Source organism: Streptosporangium saharense, from assembly GCF_014203715.1.
Taxonomy (GTDB): domain Bacteria; phylum Actinomycetota; class Actinomycetes; order Streptosporangiales; family Streptosporangiaceae; genus Streptosporangium; species Streptosporangium saharense.
Window position 1 is genome coordinate 215554 of the sequence record NZ_JACHJP010000007.1, and the last position, 17985, is coordinate 233538.

Annotated in this window: 14 protein-coding genes; 7 read left to right on the forward strand and 7 right to left on the reverse strand. The window is 70.8% G+C overall.

Annotation, left to right across the window (positions count from 1 at the left end; genetic code table 11):
- Positions 1-5: 5 nt before the first annotated feature.
- The 5 genes from FHS44_RS28520 to eccD all read right to left on the reverse strand — a co-directional run bounded on the left by FHS44_RS28520 (position 6) and on the right by eccD (position 3572).
- Positions 6-392, reverse strand: a complete 387-nt coding sequence (locus FHS44_RS28520; RefSeq protein ID WP_184720157.1) for a hypothetical protein — start codon at positions 390-392, stop codon at positions 6-8.
- 82 nt (positions 393-474) lie between these two features.
- A complete protein-coding gene (locus FHS44_RS28525) occupies positions 475-783 on the reverse strand; it encodes a WXG100 family type VII secretion target (protein WP_184720165.1) in 309 nt (102 codons plus the stop codon).
- A 37-nt stretch (positions 784-820) separates the two neighbouring features.
- A complete protein-coding gene (locus FHS44_RS28530) occupies positions 821-1129 on the reverse strand; it encodes a WXG100 family type VII secretion target (protein WP_184720167.1) in 309 nt (102 codons plus the stop codon).
- Between the two features lie 355 nt (positions 1130-1484).
- Complete coding sequence (locus FHS44_RS28535) at positions 1485-1853, reverse strand: YbaB/EbfC family nucleoid-associated protein (RefSeq protein WP_246436166.1); 369 nt, start codon at positions 1851-1853, stop codon at positions 1485-1487.
- Positions 1854-2132: 279 nt separating this feature from the next.
- Positions 2133-3572, reverse strand: coding sequence for a type VII secretion integral membrane protein EccD (eccD, locus tag FHS44_RS28540; protein WP_184720169.1), 1440 nt, complete (start codon positions 3570-3572; stop codon positions 2133-2135).
- A gap of 158 nt (positions 3573-3730) precedes the next feature.
- Here eccD and eccCa point away from each other — a divergent pair, with 158 nt between their 5' ends.
- The 5 genes from eccCa to FHS44_RS28565 all read left to right on the forward strand — a co-directional run bounded on the left by eccCa (position 3731) and on the right by FHS44_RS28565 (position 12266).
- The gene (gene eccCa / locus FHS44_RS28545) at positions 3731-7723 is read left to right on the forward strand and encodes a type VII secretion protein EccCa (protein ID WP_184720172.1); all 3993 of its coding nucleotides are present in this window, start codon (positions 3731-3733) and stop codon (positions 7721-7723) included.
- A gap of 107 nt (positions 7724-7830) precedes the next feature.
- Positions 7831-8097, forward strand: coding sequence for a hypothetical protein (locus FHS44_RS28550; protein WP_184720174.1), 267 nt, complete (start codon positions 7831-7833; stop codon positions 8095-8097).
- A gap of 244 nt (positions 8098-8341) precedes the next feature.
- On the forward strand, positions 8342-9340 hold the full coding sequence (locus FHS44_RS28555; RefSeq protein ID WP_221461404.1) for a dioxygenase family protein: 999 nt from the start codon (positions 8342-8344) through the stop codon (positions 9338-9340).
- A gap of 175 nt (positions 9341-9515) precedes the next feature.
- Positions 9516-10070: a TetR/AcrR family transcriptional regulator gene (locus FHS44_RS28560; protein ID WP_184720177.1), complete on the forward strand. Its 555-nt coding sequence runs from the start codon at positions 9516-9518 to the stop codon at positions 10068-10070.
- A gap of 33 nt (positions 10071-10103) precedes the next feature.
- The gene (locus FHS44_RS28565; RefSeq protein ID WP_184720178.1) at positions 10104-12266 is read left to right on the forward strand and encodes an MMPL family transporter; all 2163 of its coding nucleotides are present in this window, start codon (positions 10104-10106) and stop codon (positions 12264-12266) included.
- Here FHS44_RS28565 and FHS44_RS28570 read toward each other — a convergent pair.
- Positions 12263-15973, reverse strand: a complete 3711-nt coding sequence (locus FHS44_RS28570; protein WP_184720179.1) for an nSTAND1 domain-containing NTPase — start codon at positions 15971-15973, stop codon at positions 12263-12265. The genes FHS44_RS28565 and FHS44_RS28570 overlap by 4 nt on opposite strands.
- Positions 15974-16207: 234 nt before the next feature.
- Here FHS44_RS28570 and FHS44_RS28575 point away from each other — a divergent pair, with 234 nt between their 5' ends.
- Positions 16208-16540 (forward strand): hypothetical protein, encoded by a 333-nt coding sequence (locus FHS44_RS28575; protein WP_184720180.1) that lies wholly within the window; start codon positions 16208-16210, stop codon positions 16538-16540.
- A 32-nt stretch (positions 16541-16572) separates the two neighbouring features.
- A complete protein-coding gene (locus FHS44_RS28580) occupies positions 16573-16929 on the forward strand; it encodes a hypothetical protein (RefSeq protein WP_184720181.1) in 357 nt (118 codons plus the stop codon).
- Between the two features lie 67 nt (positions 16930-16996).
- Here FHS44_RS28580 and FHS44_RS28585 read toward each other — a convergent pair whose 3' ends face one another.
- Positions 16997-17854, reverse strand: a complete 858-nt coding sequence (locus FHS44_RS28585; RefSeq protein WP_221461405.1) for a helix-turn-helix domain-containing protein — start codon at positions 17852-17854, stop codon at positions 16997-16999.
- Between the last annotated feature and the right edge of the window lie 131 nt (positions 17855-17985).

Sequence of the window (17985 nt, forward strand, 5' to 3'; positions counted from 1 at the left end):
CCCTGTCACCCGTTCCCGGCGCCACCGGCGGCGTTGGCGCCGTCGTACTCTTTCGCGCTCGCCCTGATCGCCTTGATGACCTCGTTGTACTGGGCGACGAACTCCGCGTAGACCTGGGCGAGAACCGCGATCCTGCCGTCCGTCGCGGCCCCCGCGGCGACCGTCTTGCCGAACGTCCGCGCGGCGGGCCACTCACCGACCTCGTGGCCGCTCAGGTTCCCGCTGGTCTCGACGCTGGCCGCCGACCCCGTCGTGTAGCCCTCGGAGAACGCGGGGGCGGTGAACCCCGGGACGTAGTCCTCAAGCTCCTGCGCGACCTTCCTCATCTGGAAGGTGTCGAACTCGGTGACGTTCGCCACGTCGTCCAGACTCGGCCACTCCGATGCGCTCATGCCTCTCCTCGGCGTGCCCGGCGCCACCCCGGCCGTCGCGTACGGCGACGGCCAGGGGGCGTCGGCTCACACGGGAACCGTGTCAGCGGTTGCTCCAGATAGCCTTGTTCCGCGCCTCGGCGGCCCTGTAGTTGGCGTTGGCGGTGCCCAGGGCCTGGGCGGCCTCGTTGAGCTGGCGCCCCATCTCCTGCTCCGCGGCGTCCCAGATCTTCCTGTGCTCCTCGAAGAGGGCGCTCGCGCCACCCTGCCAGGCCGGTCCCAGCTCTGCCGCGAGCTTGGTCATGAGCTCGTCGGTCGCCGTGTCCATGGCAGTGACGACTTTGAGAAGGTTCTCCTGAACCCTCTCCATCTCTCCGAAGTTGACCTTCGTATAGTCCTCGTAGCCGGACATCCTGTTTTCTCCGTCCTCGTCTGCGGGTTGGGGGTCGTTACCTGGCGTTGGCGTTGATGAGCGCGTCGACCCGGTTCATACCGGCCTCCACGTCCTGTTCGGCCGCGGCGTAGGTGATGGAGCTCTCACCCAGGTCACGGCTCATCTTGTCCAGGTCCTCCCGCACGAGCGCCATCTGCCTGTCCCACTCGTTCATCGCCTTCAGGAACTTGGCCGACGCCGCGCCCAACCAGCCAGAGGCCGTCAGCTCCTGCGTGGTCGTCAGGACGCCCTTGCGCAGGCCCTCGACGTACTGCGCGGTGTCCGCGGCGAGCCCACCCGCCTTCTTCATCTGCGCGGGGCTCACGCCGAGATTCCTCAGATCATCTTCCAGCGACATCGGTTACCTCCGTGGCGTAGGACCTGCTTGTCCGTGGTGGTGTCACGCCCCCGTGCGGACCGTACGGCCCACGCGATGCCACCCGGACGGACAGAGACGCCACACGAGCGGACAGAAAGGACTACCCCGACGAACATCATCAGACGGCATGCTAGCCATCATGGATCACATAGCTAACATGTATTTATATTACGGAAAAGTAAACATTTGGCCGCTAATGCATAAACGGGCAGGCCAGACAGGTGCGTGACTATGCCCTCACGGAAAGAAGTCAGCCGAAAATCATCGACGTTCCGTAATTTGGAACGATGCATCCGTGACATCACAGTTCGAGACGGCGCCGGATGCGATCGAGCTCCCCCATCACGTCCTGGAAGGTCCGGTCGTAGGTGGCCTCCGCCTCCTTGACCCGCCCCAGGGCCTCCTCCGGATCGTCGATCATCCGCAGCGGATTGTCCCGCTCGCCGAACGCCCCGCCCATGACCTCCTCAAGCTGTCCGCGCAGGTCCTCGGACGCCTCGTGCACGAGCGCCTTGATCCTCTCCGCGAGTTCACCCGAGCTGAGCCGCATGGCCTTGGGGTGCAGTTCGAGCTCCCGCAACCCCTCGGCGGCGTACTCGACCATGACCAGGCCGTCCTCGTCCTGGGCACGCCCGACGAGCGTGGCGATCTGCCGCTGGAGACCCTCCATTTTCAGGAATTGCGAACTGTTTCCAGCCAGCAGCTTTTCAACGTCGATATTGGCGAAGTCACCAAAAGTCATGATCGCTCCCTGCTTGCTTTGCGCAGTGCTTGCTTTGCGACGCCTGGCGGCGTCGCGGGCTTGGGCGCCCGAAGTCGGTGACTTCCCTCGTCGCTCCTCCGCTTCGCTCCGTCACTCCTCAGTCCAGCTCACCGACGCGCCCAAGCCGGACACCCCTCACACTTGGCACCGGTACCTCCAACCCTTCACGCGCGGCGGCGTGAACTGTTAGCCCGCAAGGCCTCGGATCCAGGTGTAGATGTCCAGGACTCCCAAGGCCAGGGGGAAGAGGGCGACGATGAGGATGATCTCCAGGATGTCGGCGGCTCTGCCCCAGAACGGGGAGGGTTTGCTGGAGTGCAGCCACAGGCCCATGCTCGCGGGCACCAGGGCGACGCACAGCAGGCCCATCGCCACCGCCAGGGCGACGCCGCCGCCGGTTATGGCTCTGGAGAACGCCAGTACGGCGAGGCCGAAGACGCCGGAGAGCAGCAGCCAGAGCCGCTGGCCGGTTCCCTGGAAGACGCGGGCCCGCATGAGGAGCGTCAGCGACAGCGTGATCGAGGTGGCCAGGGCGACCCAGCCGGGGTCGAAGGCCAGGTAGACCTGCGTCACCACCGAGGCCAGGCCGACCCCGGCGACGAGGCCGGTGGCGTAGCGCTGCGCCTGGGCCGTGCGCTCCAGGATGGACGGGCCGTCGATCCGCTGGTTGTCGGCCCGCAGTTCCTCGGAGTTGGTCGGCATCGAGGGCATCGGCAGACCGGCGAACCTGAAGGCCAGCATCGGGAACAGCGGCCCGCACGCCAGCAGGACCGCGGCGGCGACCGCCCCGACCCCGGCCGGGGACGCCTGGGTGAACATCACCACGGCCGCGCAGATCGCCCCCGTCGCCGAGGCGATGGCGACGCCGAGGAAGGCCTGGACGCCGTCCGCGACGGCGAGGGTGGCGATGGTCGCGACCAGGCCCGTCGTCGCGAAGGCCGCCAGCATGTGCGCCGAGCCGAGTCCGCCCAGGCCCGTGGCGCCCGCGGGCGCGAGTAACCCGGCGAGGAAGGCGTACGGCAACGCCGCGCAGCCGATCATCGCGCCCGCGGGCGCGTCACCGACCGCCCTGGACAGCAGGCCGCCCGCGACGGTCAGCAGCAGCGCGAAGGCCCCGGCGAAGACCGCGGTGACCCGCCACGGCGGGCCGGAGAACAGCAGGACGAGCGCCCCGACGGTCAGCAGCGCGGTCGCGGCCCCGACCCCGACCAGGCGGGTGTGCCTGGCGCCCCAGCCGCCGGGCGCCTGCCGGAAGCCGGTGGCGACGACGTCGGCCACGTCGTCGAACATCGCCGGGGGCAGCACGGCCTCGCGGGGCCGCAGGTAGAGCACCTCCCCGTCGAGCACGCCGAGCGCGCCCAGGCTCTGGCCGATGTCGAGGGGGGTTCCGCCCGGCCGTTGCAGCACCCATCCGGGGGCCGAGGCGGACTCGCCTCCCACCTCGCCCATCGCGCGCAGCAGGCCCGGCAGGACGTGCGGGAGCGGGATGTCCGCGGGCAGCGCCAGATCGGCCTTCCTGCGGGGGGCGACGATCGTGACGTGGCACAGGGGAGGCAGCGGGGCGGCGGTCTGAGCTGGGAGACCCGGTGTGACGGCCCCCTGGGGGGGCTGAGCCAGCGACCTCACGGTCGTCCTCCCTCTTGGTTGCAAGCATCGTGGAGCATCACAGAAACCACCGATATGCCGGATACGGTAGCGGGGAGAGTAGGGATCACGCGCGACATCCGTCGGCAATCGCTTCCGCCACAGATGTGCACAAACCGACCTAGGAAGGCACCTCCAGGGTGAGCATCGTCGTCGTACGGCGCCCCGAGCGCCGTCCCCCGCCCAAGCCCCCACGAGGTGAGATTCTGCTGGAGTCTCCCCCGGAGATCCCCGAGGTGCAGCCGCAGGGGCTGACCGGTCTGCTCACCTATCTGCCGATGGCCGCGGGCGCCGCGGGGATGGGCCTGATGTTCACCGCGGGCGGCAACGGGAACCCGATCATGTACGTGGCCAGCGGTCTGTTCGCGGTCTCCATGATGGGTATGACCGTGGGTCAGCTCGGCCGCCAGGCGGGTGAGCGCAAGAACCGGCTGAACGGGCTGCGCAGGGACTACTTCCGCTACCTCGCCCAGGTCCGCAAGAAGGTACGGCGGGCAGCCAGACAGCAGCGCGAGGCCCTTGAGTGGAGCAGCCCCTCCCCCGACTCCCTGTGGTGGGTGGCCCTCGGCCCCCGCCTCTGGGAGCGCCGTCCCCGCGACGACGACTTCGGCACCGTACGGCTCGGCACCGGCGTGCAGAAGCTCGCCATCCAGCTCATCCCGCCGGACTCCAAGCCGGTCGAGGACCTGGACGCCCTGGCGGCGGGCGCGCTGCGCAGGTTCGTCAGGGCGCACTCGACGGTCTCCCAGCTTCCGGTCGCCGTCGCCCTGCACTCCTTCGCCCGCGTCAACCTGACCGGTGACCCGGTGGCCGTGCGCGACCTGGTCAGGGCGATGATCGCCCAGACCGCCGTCTTCCACTCCCCCGACGACATGCGGATCATGGTGTGCGCGGGCGAGGAGTGGATGGCCCAGTGGGAGTGGATCAAGTGGCTGCCCCACGCGCTGCACCCCGAGGAGACCGACGCGGCGGGCCAGGTGCGGCTGATGACCGACAACCTCGCCGAGCTCGACCGGCTGCTCGGCGGGACGCTGAAGGAGCGGGCGCGCTTCAAGCCGGGACCCTCGCCGGACGCCCTGCCGTACCACGTGCTGATCCTGGACGGGGGGCACGTGCCGCACGACTCGCAGCTCGGCACGGACGCCATCCAGGGCGTCACCGTGATCGACCTGTCCGGCTCGGCGGGGCCGATCGAGGAGAAGAACACGCTGCGCATCGAGGTGCGTCCCGACGGGTTCTTCATGGTCAAGATCGACCACGCGGGCAAGGTCAGCTCGACCCGGCTGGGTGACCCGGACCGGCTCGACTTCCTGCGCACCGAGGGCCTGGCCAGGCAGCTCGCCCCGCTGCGCGCCTCGACCGCCAAGGGCGGGGAGACGCAGGACGCGCTCGCGGTCAACACCTCGCTCACCGACCTGCTCGGGGTGGGCGAGCCAACCCTGCTCGACCCCGCGGTGACCTGGCGGCCGAGGGCGGGACGCAACCGACTGCGGGTGCCGATCGGCCTCGGGGTGGACGGGCGCCTGGTCGAGCTGGACATCAAGGAGTCCGCCCAGGGCGGCATGGGGCCGCACGGCCTGGTCATCGGGGCGACCGGCTCCGGCAAGAGCGAGCTGCTGCGCACGCTCGTGCTCGGACTTGCGATCACCCACTCGTCGGAGATCCTGAACTTCGTCCTCGTCGACTTCAAGGGCGGCGCGACCTTCCTCGGCCTGGACACCCTGTCGCACGTCTCGGCGGTCATCACCAACCTTGAGGACGAGCTTCCCCTGGTCGACCGCATGTACGACGCGCTGCACGGCGAGATGGTCCGCCGCCAGGAGCTGCTGCGCTCTGCGGGCAACTACGCCTCCCTGCGCGACTACGAGCGGGCCCGCGAGCAGGGCGTGGACCTGGCGCCGATGCCGACGCTGTTCGTCGTCATCGACGAGTTCAGCGAGCTGCTGACCGCCAAGCCCGAGTTCATCGAGCTGTTCGTGATGATCGGGCGGCTCGGCCGTTCGCTCGGCGTGCACCTGCTGCTGGCCTCCCAGCGCCTTGAGGAGGGACGCCTTCGCGGCCTGGACACCCACCTGTCCTACCGGATCGGCCTGCGGACCTTCTCGGCGATGGAGAGCCGGGTCGTGCTCGGGGTGGCCGACGCCTACGAGCTGCCCTCGGCGCCGGGCAACGGCTACCTGAAGTTCGAAACGACCGGGATGACGCGGTTCAAGGCCGCCTACGTCTCCGGCCCCCACCAGCCGGACCCGATGTCCTCCGCGGCGCGCGGCGGGAGCGCGGGCCTGCGGCAGGTCGTCGAGTACGGTCCCGGCTTCGCTCCGGTCCCCGTCGTCGAGGAGCCGCCCAAGGAGCTGACGACCGGGGAGATCCCCGTCGAGCGGGGCGCGGCCAGCCTGCTCGACCTGGTGGTCGGCAGACTCACCGGTCAGGGACCGGCCGCGCACCGGATCTGGCTGCCGCCGCTCGGCGACCCGCCGACCCTGGCCCACCTGCTCCCGCAGCTCTCGGTCACCCCGCAGCTCGGGCTGAGCACGCCGAGCTGGGCGGGCCGGGGCAGGCTGCACGCCGCCATCGGCGTCATCGACAAGCCCTTCGAGCAGCGCAGCGACCCGTTCTGGCTGGATCTGTCGGGCGCGGCGGGCCACGTCGGCCTCGTCGGCGGCACGCAGAGCGGCAAGAGCACGGTCCTGCGCACGCTGATCACCGGCATGGCGCTCACCCACACCCCGCGCGAGGCGCAGTTCTACTGCCTGGACTTCGGCGGTGGCTCGCTGGCCGCGCTTGAGGCGCTGCCACACGTGGGCGGGGTGGCCAGCCGCCTGGACGGGGACCGGGTGCGCCGTACGGTCGCCGAGGTCGCCGCGCTGCTCCAGCGGCGCGAGCGTGACTTCGCCGAGCAGGGCATCGACTCGATCACCGCCTACCGGCAGCGGCTCGCCGACGGCGCGGAGGGCGACGGCTACGGCGACGTGTTCCTCGTCGTGGACGGCTGGCTCACGGTCAGGCAGGACTTCGAGTCGCTCGAACCCGTCATCACCGACCTGGCCGCCCGCGGCCTCGGCTACGGCGTCCACGTGATCGCCGCGACCAACAAGTGGTCGGAGTTCCGGCCGGGCATCCGGGACCTGTTCGGCACCAGGGTCGAGCTGAAGCTCGGCGACGCCTACGAGTCGGAGGTCAACCGCAAGTCGGCGCTGGCCGTGCCCGAGGGGGTTCCAGGGCGGGGACTCACCAAGGAGGGCCTGCACTTCCTGTCGGCGCTGCCGAGGATCGACGGCGTCAGGAAGGCCGACGACCTGTCCACCGGGGTGCGCGCCCTGGTCCACGCGGTCAGGGACGCCTGGCAGGGACCGCCCGCCCCGCCGGTCCGGCTGCTGCCCGCCGTACTGCCCGCGGCGACCCTGCCCGGCGCGGAGCAGACCGGGCGCGCCCGGATCCCGCTCGGCATCGACGAGGCGACGCTGTCGCCGGTGATGCTCGACTTCGAGGCCGACCCGCACTTCATCGTGGTCGGCGACACCGAGAGCGGGAAGTCGAACCTGCTGCGCGTCATCACCGAGGGGCTGGTCGCCCGGCAGACGCCGCAGGAGGCCATGATGATCGTGATCGACTACCGGCGCTCACTGCTCGACTCGGCGGCGACCGAGCACCGCATCGGCTACGCCGCCTCAAGCGCCGCCGCGACCGCCCTGATCAACGACGCCCGCGGCGCGCTGCTCAAGCGGCTGCCCCCGGCCGACCTCACCCCCGAGCAGCTTCGGGACAGGAGCTGGTGGCAGGGGTGCGACCTGTACATCGTGGTGGACGACTACGACCTGGTCGCGACCTCCTCCAACCCGTTGCTGCCGCTGGCCGAGCTGCTGCCGCAGGCCCGGGACATCGGACTGCACCTGGTGATGTCCCGTGCGATGGGCGGCGTCGGCAGGGCGATGTTCGACCCGATCATCCAGCGGGTCAAGGACATGGCCAGCCCCGCGGTGATCCTGTCCGGCAACAGGGACGAGGGCTTCCTGTTCGGCAATGTCCGCCCCCATCCGCTGCCGCCTGGCCGGGGTTACTTCGTCGACCGGAGGTACGGCTCCCGCCTGACGCAGACGGCCTTCCTCTCACCCCCCGAGGAGACCGGCCAGTGACTCCTGAAATTGTCCCAATAAGGACACACTTATAGGCCAACCTGGGGATATGTAAGGAGCGTCTCCTCAGTGTTCACCGTTCGTCCCCCGCATGCTGGGAGCGCTCCTTGCTCAGACGTCTCGTGGTCTCCGCGGCCCTGGCCGCCTCCGTGCTCGTCCCCACCACCGCCTCCACCCTGGTGGCCACCGCGGCGCCCGCCGCCGCGACGGCCTCGTGCACCTACCAGCGCTCCGGCAACCACTGGAACTGCGTCACCCCCGGCGCCTACTGCCCCGCCGCCGCCCACGGCAGGTACGGCTACGCCAAGGTCACCAAGCGCAGGTACACGTGCACGCGCTACCCCAACGGGCAGTGGCGCTGGAAGCGCGGCTGAGCGAAGCACGGCGCCCCGTCCTCCCACGCGGTACGGCGGGGCGCCCCCGGCAGGATGTCAGCGGAAAAACCCTCGTATTGACATGGGGTAAACGCAAGCGTCCGAACCATATCTTTCATATATAAGATTTGATTAATACCCTCCGCCGACCACTTCGGGGAGGATCACATTTCCATTACGTCGCCTCAGATCCCCACCCCTTTTCTTAGACTTTTTTCACACAACGCCCCTAATGTTCGTGCGCATGGAAGAAACCAGCGCACAGAAACCGAACCGTCGGGAACTCCTCATCGCGGGCGGGGTCAGCATCGCCGCAGCCGGGCTTGGCGCCGGCTACCTGGCCTCCTCCGCGTCCGCGAGCACGACGGCCGGTTCGGCGCACACCCCCACTCCCACCATCCCCACCCCCACGAGCAAGCTGTGCCTGCCCCTGTCCAAGGAGACCATCGAGGGTCCCTACTACCTGGACTACGACAAGTACCGGTCGGACATCACCGAGCACAAGCCGGGTGTCCCGCTGCTGCTGCGCATCCGGATCGTCGACTCGGAGAACTGCAGGCCGCTGCGCAACAAGGCCGTGGACATCTGGCACTGCGACGCCCTCGGCATCTACTCCAGCTACGAGAAGTCCTCCTCCGGTGACGGCCCCGGGTTCCCGACCGCTTTCCCCACGGCCTTCCCGACCGACGCCCCCACCGGGTTCCCGACGGCCTTCCCCACCGGTGGCCCCGGTGGCGGCATGCACGCCGAGCCCGACAGCAGCACCACCTACTTCCGTGGCTTCCAGATGACCGACAGGAACGGCTGGGTCACCTTCAGGAGCGCCTTCCCCGGCTGGTACATCGGCCGCGCGATCCACATCCACGTCAAGGTGCACGTCAACGGTGTCTTCCGGCACGGCGCCTACCTGGGCGGCAACGACTGCCACACCGGCCAGCTCTACTTCCCCGAGAAGCTCATCGAGGCAGTCTCCGCGCTGAGGCCGTACTCGACCAACACCAAGCCCCGCACCACCAACGCGCAGGACATGCTCTACACCGGCGACACCGCCGCCGACGGCATGCTCAGCGTGCAGTACGACCGCAGGCACGTGGCCAGGGGGATCAGCGCCTCGATCACCCTCGGCGTCGATCCCGACGCCGTGCACGACGGGCAGGACTGGCCGGGCGGCCCCTTCCCGCCGTTCCCCACCGCCCCTCCCGGGACGCCGACCCCCACTCCCTCCCCCTCCCCGGGGTCCTGACGCCGAACGTCCGACCCTCCGGCACGCCGCATCCCACCGGCGGCGTGCCCGGCGCCCGTGACGGTCCCGGGCGTTCCCTGGGTGGATCACCAGGACGGGCTGGTTTGTCAGAGATCACACCCGTATTCCTGTCCGATCGGTCAGATCTGACCGATCGGACAGTTATTGTGGGGGTATGGCACGTCCCCCTTCCGCGCTGCGCGAGCACATCCTGCGCTCGGCGCTGCGACTGTTCGCGGAGAGCGGTTACAAGGGCACCTCGCTGCACGACATCGCCCAGGTCACCGGCTGCTCGAAGGCGGCGCTGCTCTACCACTTCGCGAGCAAGGACGCGATCCTCACCGAGCTGCTGACCCCGGCGGGCGAGGGCCTGGCCGCGCTGAGGGCCCGGCTCACCGGCCTGGACGGTGCGGCGGCGGCGCGGGAGGCCGTCACCGGCTTCGTGGACCTGGCCCTGCGCTTCCGGCTCGAAGTCCGGGTCCTGTTCCAGGACATCCCCATGATGACCACCCACCCGGCGCTCGGCGCCGTCCCCGCCGTCGTCGAACTGCTGCTGACGGCGCTGGCCGGGGGCTCGACCGCGCCCCCGGACACGGTGGCCGCCCACATGGTCCTGGGCGCCGTCTCCGTCACCGCCGCCGACGACCTCGGCGTGCCCGAGGAGGTCCTGCGCGCCGAGATGATCCGCGGCGCGCTACGGACCCTGGGCCGCGCGCCCGACCACCCCTGAGTTCCACCTCGCTGAACGGACCCCTCCTTCTCCATGGCTGCTGTGCTGTACCGGCTCGGCCGGTTCTCCTTCCGCAGGCGCGGGCGCGTGCTCGCCGCCTGGCTGATCCTGCTCGCCCTGCTCGGCGGGGCCGCCGCCGCGTTCTCCGGGCCGACGACCGACAACTTCACCATGCCCGGCACCGAGTCGCAGCGGGCGCTCGACTCCCTGCGGCGGCAGTTCCCGCAGGCGGGCGGCACGACCGGCACCATCGTCGTCGCCGCGCCCGAGGGCGGCAGACTCGACCCGGCCGCCGTCGCGCCGATCGTGCGTGAGGCGGCCGCCGTACCCGGCGTGCTCGCCGCGCTCGACCCCTTCCAGGTCGGCGCCGTCTCCCCCGACGGCCGCCACGCGCTGGTCCAGGTCCAGTTCGCCAGCCCCCTCGACAAGGTCACCGACGCCCAGCGCGCGGCCTACGAGAAGGCCGGGGCCTCCGTCCAGGGCCTGCGGGTCGAGCACGGCGGCGAGGTCATGAAGGCCGAGGTGGAGATCGGCTCGACCGAGGCGTTCGGCGTCCTGGTCGCCGCCGTCGTCCTCGTCGTCACCTTCGGCTCCCTGGTCGCGGCGGGCATGACCCTGCTCAACGCCCTGATCGGCGTCGGAGCCGGGATGGCGGGCCTGTTCTCCCTGTCCGGCGTGGTCGAGCTGAGCACCGTCGCCCCGGTCCTGGCGCTGATGCTCGGCCTGGCCGTGGGCATCGACTACTCCCTGTTCATCACCTCCCGCTACCGCCAGTTCCTGGCGGAGGGCCTGGAGGCCGAGGAGGCCGTGGGACGGGCCACCGGCACCGCCGGTTCCGCCGTCGTCTTCGCCGGGGCCACCGTGATCATCGCCCTCGCGGGCCTGGCCGTGGTCGGCATCCCGTTCCTGAGCGTCATGGGCCTGGCCGCCGCGGCGACGGTCGCGCTGGCCGTACTCGTCGCGCTCACCCTGCTGCCCGCCATCCTCGGCTTCGCGGGCGCGCGCGTACTGCCCCGTAAACAGCGAGCAGGAAAGGCGCCTGGCGACTCAGGTGACGGGCGCGAGGCCATGGGTTTCCGGTGGGGACGGCTCGTCACCCGCCTGCGCGTCCCGGTGCTCGTCGTCGCCGTCATCGTGCTCGGCGCGCTCGCCCTGCCCGCCAGGGACATGCGCCTGGCGCTGCCCGACGCGGGCACCGCGGCCGAGGGTTCGGCGGCCCGCAGGGCGTACGACCTGATCAGCGAGGGGTTCGGCCCCGGCTTCAACGGCCGTCTGATCGCCGTCGTCACCGGCGACGACGCCCAGGCCACCGCGAACGCCGCCAAGCAGGCCGCGACCGCCATCCAGACCACCCCGGGGGTGCTGGCCGTCGCCCCGCCGCAGGCCAACCCCCAGGGCACGACCGCGCTGCTGACCGTCATCCCCAAGACGGGTCCCGCCGACGCCGCGACCGAGCAGACCGTGCACACCATCCGTGAGCGGCTGAACGGCATCGAGGGCGCCCACATCGCGCTCTCCGGCGTGACCGCGATCGGCATCGACGTCTCGGCGAAGCTCGCCGACGCGATGCCCGTCTACCTGCTGCTCGTGGTCGGCCTGTCGATCCTGCTGCTCCTGCTGGTCTTCCGGTCGATCCTGGTCCCGCTGAAGGCCGCGCTCGGCTTCCTGCTCACGATCGGCGCCACGTTCGGCATCACCGTGGCCATCTTCCAGCAGGGCCACCTGGCGGACCTGCTCGGCGTCGGCAGGCCGGGACCGCTGGTCAGCTTCCTGCCGATCCTGCTCATCGGCATCCTGTTCGGCCTGGCCATGGACTACGAGGTCTTCCTGGTCTCGCGCATGCGGGAGGACTTCGTCCACGGCGACACCGCCCAGCAGGCGACCGTGAACGGCCTGGGCCACAACGCCCGCGTCGTCACCGCCGCCGCGCTCATCATGACCTCCGTCTTCGGCGGCTTCGTCTTCATGCACGACCCGATCATCAAGTCCATGGGCTTCGCGCTGGCGATCGGCGTGCTCATCGACGCCTTCGTCGTCCGCATGACGCTGGTGCCCGCCGTGATGTCGCTGCTCGGCCGTTCCGCCTGGTGGCTGCCCCGGCCCCTCGCCCGCGTCCTGCCCAACCTCGACATCGAGGGCGAGAGCCTCAACCACCGGACGGAGGAGACCGTGCCGCCGGTCCTCACGGGGTCCTAGGCGCAGGTCGACCGGTAGGGGTAGCCGGGGAAGTAGGCCGCCCAGTCATCGGGACCGAGCCCCTGGCCTGCCCGTCGGCAGACGGTTCCCGCCGCGGCGGCCGGGCTCAGGTCGTAGCGCCCGAGGGGAACGTGCTCCCCGGCCACGTACAGGGTGTCGCGATCGACGGCCAGCGCGGCGACGAACCCGGCCGGGGTGGTGATGGGCGCCCCGACCGGCTGCCGGGTCGCGGTGTCCCACAGCTGTGTCGCACCGCCGACCGTACCGACCGCGAGGACGCTCCCGTCGGCGGAGAAGGCCAGCGCGCTGACCCAGTTCAAGGCGTCCGGCGAGGTGGGGGTCAGCCCACCGAGCTGGCGCCGTACGGTGCCGTCCCACAGGACGGTCTGTCCCGTCTGGTCCCCGGCGGCGAGGAACCTGCCGTCGGGGCTGAAGGCCAGCGCGCTGGCCGGACGGGGACCACTCGCGCGTACGGCGACGCGCCCGGCTGCGAGGTCGGCGACCCGGCCCTCCGAGGTGACCAGTAACCGCCCGGCGGGGTCCAGGGCGATCCTGCCGTCGAGGCCGGGGACGGTCGTGGTCGCGACTCCCCGGCCCAGGTCCCACAGGGTGAGCGAGCCGCCCGTGGGCGACCCGCTCACCAGCAGGGACGCCCCGTCCCGGGTGTAGGCGAGGGACCCTGCGCCGGTGGAGGGATCGGCCCTGCCGACGACGCGCCGCCCGGCGAGGTCCCACAGCTCGGCCCTGAACGGCCTGGCGTGGGTGTCACCGTAGGCCAGGACCTTCCCGTCGGGCCGGAACGCCGCAATCACGTGACATCCGGGATCCGGCGTCTCACAGGGGACCGGAGGAGGACCGGGAAGCCGCCGTCCGGTCCTGACGTCACGGAGCTCGACCCGGTTCGCGTAGATGGTGGCGAGCGTGCTTCCGTCAGGGCTGAAGAGGGCGGAGGTGGCGCTCTCGTCCCGCCAGTCGGCGTTGACGACGGAGTTCAGCCGCAGCGTCCTGACGGTCGCGGGCCACGAACGGGAGTTGGGCGTCCCGGCGAGGTAACGCACCCGGTCGGCGGCCGGGTCGATCCTGATGTCGAAGGCGTGCTCACCGGCGAGCGGGTGGCGGAACACCGGGGCGTCCAGGACGTCGACCCGCCACACGAGGAGTTCGTCGGCGTTGGCCGTCGCCAGGAAGGCGCCGTCCGCGCTGAAACCGATCTCGTCCACGCCGGGTTCGTCGATGCGGGGAAGCTCCCTGCCCGAGGGCAGCTCCCAGAGCCGGACCTCGGCCCCGGTGGCCAGCACCAGCAGCCGCCCGTCGGGGGACAGAAGTGGACGTTCTTCCTGGCACTGCTTGAAGGAGAGCACGGGCAGGCGCGGGACGTGCAGATCACGGCCCGTCCTGAGGTCCCACACCCGCACCGGCGCGCCGGGCACGCACAGGACCATCGTCGTGTCGTCGGCGCTGAGCGCGGCGTCCGGGGCGTCCGGTTCGAGTGTCTGGCGCCCGTCCTGCGTCCTGCGCAGCAACATGAGGGCGGACGGCCACTCCCACGGCCGTCTGGTGGACTCCTTCCTCGGGAGGTCCGTTTCGACGACCAGCCGTCTGGTGGCGGTGTCCCAGACACGGACGCGGTAGCGGGAGCCGTCCGCCCGGTAGGTGACGAGGCGCCGTCCGCTCGGGGAGAACTCCACCCCCCGGTTGACGTTGTCGAGCGGCGCCGGGTCCTCGCGGCCGGTCGCCATGTCCCGCGGCGTCACCCTGACCTCCTCGGCGGAGGCGGGCCGCAGGATGGGCAGCCAGGGTGGGTCTCCCCGGCCCTCCCCCGTGTCGGCCAGCCACCCGGCCGGACCCGGCGTGGTCGCGACGGCCCGATGGGTCTCCAGGTCCCAGCGGACGGTCCGGTCAGCGCCGACGCTGAACAGGGACCGGCCGTCCTGGCTGAGCCAGCGCATGGTTCCCGGCCCGGTCTGGGGGTCGGTGAAGGTGTCCTGCTGTGCCTGGAGGCTGGCCGTACGGAGGTTCGCGCGTGTCTCGGGAAGGTCGGCCAGGTGCCACGCGGCCAGGCTGAGCCGCATGGACAGCTTCGGGTCGCTCTGGCGCAGGCTCGCGGCGGCCCCGGCGACGCGGCGGGCGTGCGCCTCGCGCTCCTGCCGGTCGTGGGTGCGGCTCTGCTGCCAGGCCAGCGACCCCGTGATCACCAGGACGGTCGCCAGCGCGCAGATGAGGACGGTCCGCAGCCTGCTCCTGCGGCGCTCGCCACGGCGGCCCGCCGTACTGGCCGTGAGGAAGTCCCGTTCGAGCGGGGTGAGCGTGTCGAGCCGCCCGGCGAGGTGCTCCCGAGCCAGGGAAAGGCGCAGGCCACGGTAGAGACCTCCGGGGTCGCGGTCGTGCGCCTGCCAGGCGTCGGCGGCCTCGGTGAGGCGGCGGTGCACGCGCAGGCGTTCGCGGTCCTCCTCGACCCAGCCGCGCAGGCGGGGCCAGGCGGTCAGCAGCGCCTCGTGCGCCAGGTCGGCCGTCTCCTCGTCGAGGGTGATCAGGCGGGCGTCGGCCAGCCGTTCCAGCAGCAGCGGACTCGGGTCGTCAGGCCGTCCGGTGACCAGCTCGGCGCGCCTCGCCGGGCGCCGGGTGTCCTGGGCGCCCGCCTCCCCCGGGGTGACCAGGCGCGGCAGCAGGTGGCGCAGCCGTTCGCGCTGCTCGGGGGTGAGCCGCGCGTGGAGCTCCTCCGAGGTGCGGGCGACGGCGCCGTGGATGCCGCCCGCCGCCTCGTAGTCCTCGACGGTCAGGGCCTTGCCGTGGTGGCGGCGCCAGGTCTCCAGCAGGGCGTGCGACATCAGCGGCAACCCGCCGGGCTGCCCGCCGACCTCGTCGAGGATCCGCGCGGTCAGTTCGCGCTGCACGATCAGCCCGGCCGCCGTCGCGGGTTTGACGATCGCCTCACGCAGCTCGGCCCCGCTCATCGGCCCGACCGGCACGGTGGCGTCCCTGACGGCCTCGACCAGGTCCGGATGGTGCGTGCACCGGTCGAAGAAGTCGGCGCGTACGGCCAGCACCACGCGGGTGTGTCCCGCCGCCACCAGCTCTTCGACGAACCTCCGGCGCTCCGCCGGGTCCTCGCACAGGGTGAAGGTCTCCTCGAACTGGTCGACCACCAGCACGTCCACGGCCTCGCCGCTCAGCCTGGGGTGCGCTCCCGGTGTCATCACCCGTACGGCGCGCCCGCGCAGGGACGGCACCAGCCCCGCGCGCAGCAGGGAGGACTTGCCGCATCCCGAGGGGCCGACGACCAGCAGGAACCGGTGCGTCTCCAGCAGCGTCACCAGTCGCTCGACCAGCGCGGACCTGCCGAAGAAGTAGTCGTGGTCCTCGGTCTCGAACCTCGCCAGCCCCCGGTACGGCGCCCGCGCGCTCCCGCCGTCCCTGGCCGCGTGTTCGCGTTGGGCGGCCCGTGCCTCCTCCCACCTGGCCCGCCACTCCTCGCCGTCCCCGCCGCACGCCTCGGCGTAGGCCAGCGCGACGGGCAGGGTCGGCAGTCTCTCCCCGGCCGCCGCCTGGGCCAGGGTCGCGGCGGAGAAGTGCGCGCGTGCCGCCATGGCGCGGTAGGTCGGGCCGCCCGCCTCCTCGCGTAGCTTGCGCAACGCCACGGCGAAGGCGGCCACCGGACCGTCGGCGGGATCGACCGGCCGTTCACGGCGTCCTGCGCGTTCCCCCAACCCATCTCCCCGGATGCAGTTCGGACACGGCAAACCAGCACATCAAGTTTGTCTGTGGTGACGAACGAGGGTTCCGGACAATTCCCGAGCCGCCAAGACTCGAAGCCGTAAGCCCCCCGGCCTGCGACGACGTCGCGACCCGGGATATCCGGTGTGTTCCGCCCGGTGAATCACGCGCCTTTTCGACATCGGCCACGCGGGCGGACACCTCAGAACGCCAAGGAAGAAGCGAACATGAAAAGAAAGATCATGATCGGCCTGGTGGCGCTCGCCGGCGCCGCGGCACTGACGGCGGCGCCCACCACCGCAGGCGCCGCCACGACGACCGGCACGGCGACCGGCGTGGCGGCCTGCAACGTCCAGCACGAGCCCTGGTACACCCGCGCCGGATACCGCCACGTCTTTCTCCAGAACGAGTGCGGCGCGAGGCGGACGGTGTGCATCGCCATCCCCGACCGGCCCGCCTGGTTCCCCATTCCGCGCTACACCCTCAACGCCTACGAGTGGCTTGACGTGACCTACGCGCCCACCTCGATCAACGAGGGCAACAGCGTCTACGGCTGCTAATCCCGACATTTCAACAAAAAAGGAGAAAAATCATGATTGCAGGCATCAGGATCACCGCCGTGGCCGCGCTCGCGGTCCTCGCGTTCACCGGCACCGGCCTGGCGACAAGCGCGGCCTCCGCCGCCACGACGTCCTCGACAGGCGCGACGGGGGCGGCGGCCTGCGGCGTCCAGCACGGGCCGTGGTACACGCAGAACAGCTGGAACAAGGTCGACGTCTACAACGAGTGCTCCGGCGGGAGATACGTCTGCGTGGACATTCCCAGTTGGGTGGACTACGGCCCCGTCCACGTCCCCGGCCGCACCGCGAAGACCATCGACTACGGCTGGGCCTGGACCGTCCCCACCGGCCGTAGCCTCTACATCGCCGCGTCCTCCGAGGACTGCTAGCCGATCGCCCCCTGCGCGGGACACGCGGGCCTCGCGCAGGGGTTTCGGCGTCGGCCGACGAACGTTCCTATGCCAGGTTCGCCGACGCGTCCAGCAGCATGGCCACGCTGTCCTCCTGGCTGAGGGCCGCGGCATGGAGTCGACCGAAAATATCGGCATATTTCGTGATGTCGGGAGTCCCCTCAAGGTAGACGCCACCGGCCAGGTTCTCCAGGTAGACCACGTCCGGATCGCCCTCCTCGGGGAAACCCACGACGCTGAAGGACCCGGCCAGCGCCGGATGGGCCCCGGCCCGGTAGGGAAGGACCCGCACCACGACGTTCGGCCGCCGGTTCGCCTCGGCGAGGTGCCTGAGCTGCTCGGCGGTGGTCAGCGCCGTCCCCACGTGCTGACGGAGGACCCCCTCGCCGAGAACGACCGACAGCTCAAGCGGGCCGTCCCCCACGAGCCGCCGCTGCCGTTCCATCTGGACGGTGACCAGACGCTCGACCTCCTCCGGCGTGCCGTCCGGCCGACAGGCCCCGATGACGGCCCGCGCGTAGTCGGCGGTCTGCAGCAGACCGGGGACCAGCGTCTGCTCGTATCCCCGGATGGAGGTCGCCTCGGCTTCGAGGCCGATCAGGGTCGCGTGCTCACCCGGCAGCACGTCACCGTAGCTCGTCCACCACCCCCGCCGCTGCGCCTCCCTCGCCAGCACGGTCAGCGCCTCCCTCTCCTGCTCGGGGACCTCGTACAGATCGAGGAACGCCTTCAGGTCGCGCACCCGAAGCCCTCTGCTGCCCGTCTCGATGCGGCTGATGGAGGCCGCCGCGAAACCCAGGCGGTCGGCGGCCTCCTGCATGCTCAGCCCGCTCTCCGTCCGCATCCGTCGCAGTTCCGAAGCGAGACGACGCCTGCGCACGGTGGGACTTGTGTCGGCGGTCAACTGTTCCGTCCTCTCGTAACTTGATTTGGTAGTTACCTCAGGAAGTTTCCAAAGGCAACTTCCGCAGAGAGTAGTTCAGCGACCACGACGACAATGCCCCTACGGCAACACCTCCATAAAAGTCCGATTAA

What these genes read in the sequence shown, in the direction of transcription:
- FHS44_RS28535 (WP_246436166.1), bottom strand. Translation starts at nt 1,853, where the DNA reads ATGGAGGGTCTCCAGCGGCAGATCGCCACGCTCGTCGGGCGTGCCCAG.
- FHS44_RS28575 (WP_184720180.1), top strand. Translation starts at nt 16,208, where the DNA reads ATGAAAAGAAAGATCATGATCGGCCTGGTGGCGCTCGCCGGCGCCGCG.
- FHS44_RS28580 (WP_184720181.1), top strand. Translation starts at nt 16,573, where the DNA reads ATGATTGCAGGCATCAGGATCACCGCCGTGGCCGCGCTCGCGGTCCTC.
- FHS44_RS28560 (WP_184720177.1), top strand. Translation starts at nt 9,516, where the DNA reads ATGGCACGTCCCCCTTCCGCGCTGCGCGAGCACATCCTGCGCTCGGCG.
- FHS44_RS28555 (WP_221461404.1), top strand. Translation starts at nt 8,342, where the DNA reads ATGGAAGAAACCAGCGCACAGAAACCGAACCGTCGGGAACTCCTCATC.
- FHS44_RS28525 (WP_184720165.1), bottom strand. Translation starts at nt 783, where the DNA reads ATGTCCGGCTACGAGGACTATACGAAGGTCAACTTCGGAGAGATGGAG.
- FHS44_RS28565 (WP_184720178.1), top strand. Translation starts at nt 10,104, where the DNA reads ATGGCTGCTGTGCTGTACCGGCTCGGCCGGTTCTCCTTCCGCAGGCGC.
- FHS44_RS28520 (WP_184720157.1), bottom strand. Translation starts at nt 392, where the DNA reads ATGAGCGCATCGGAGTGGCCGAGTCTGGACGACGTGGCGAACGTCACC.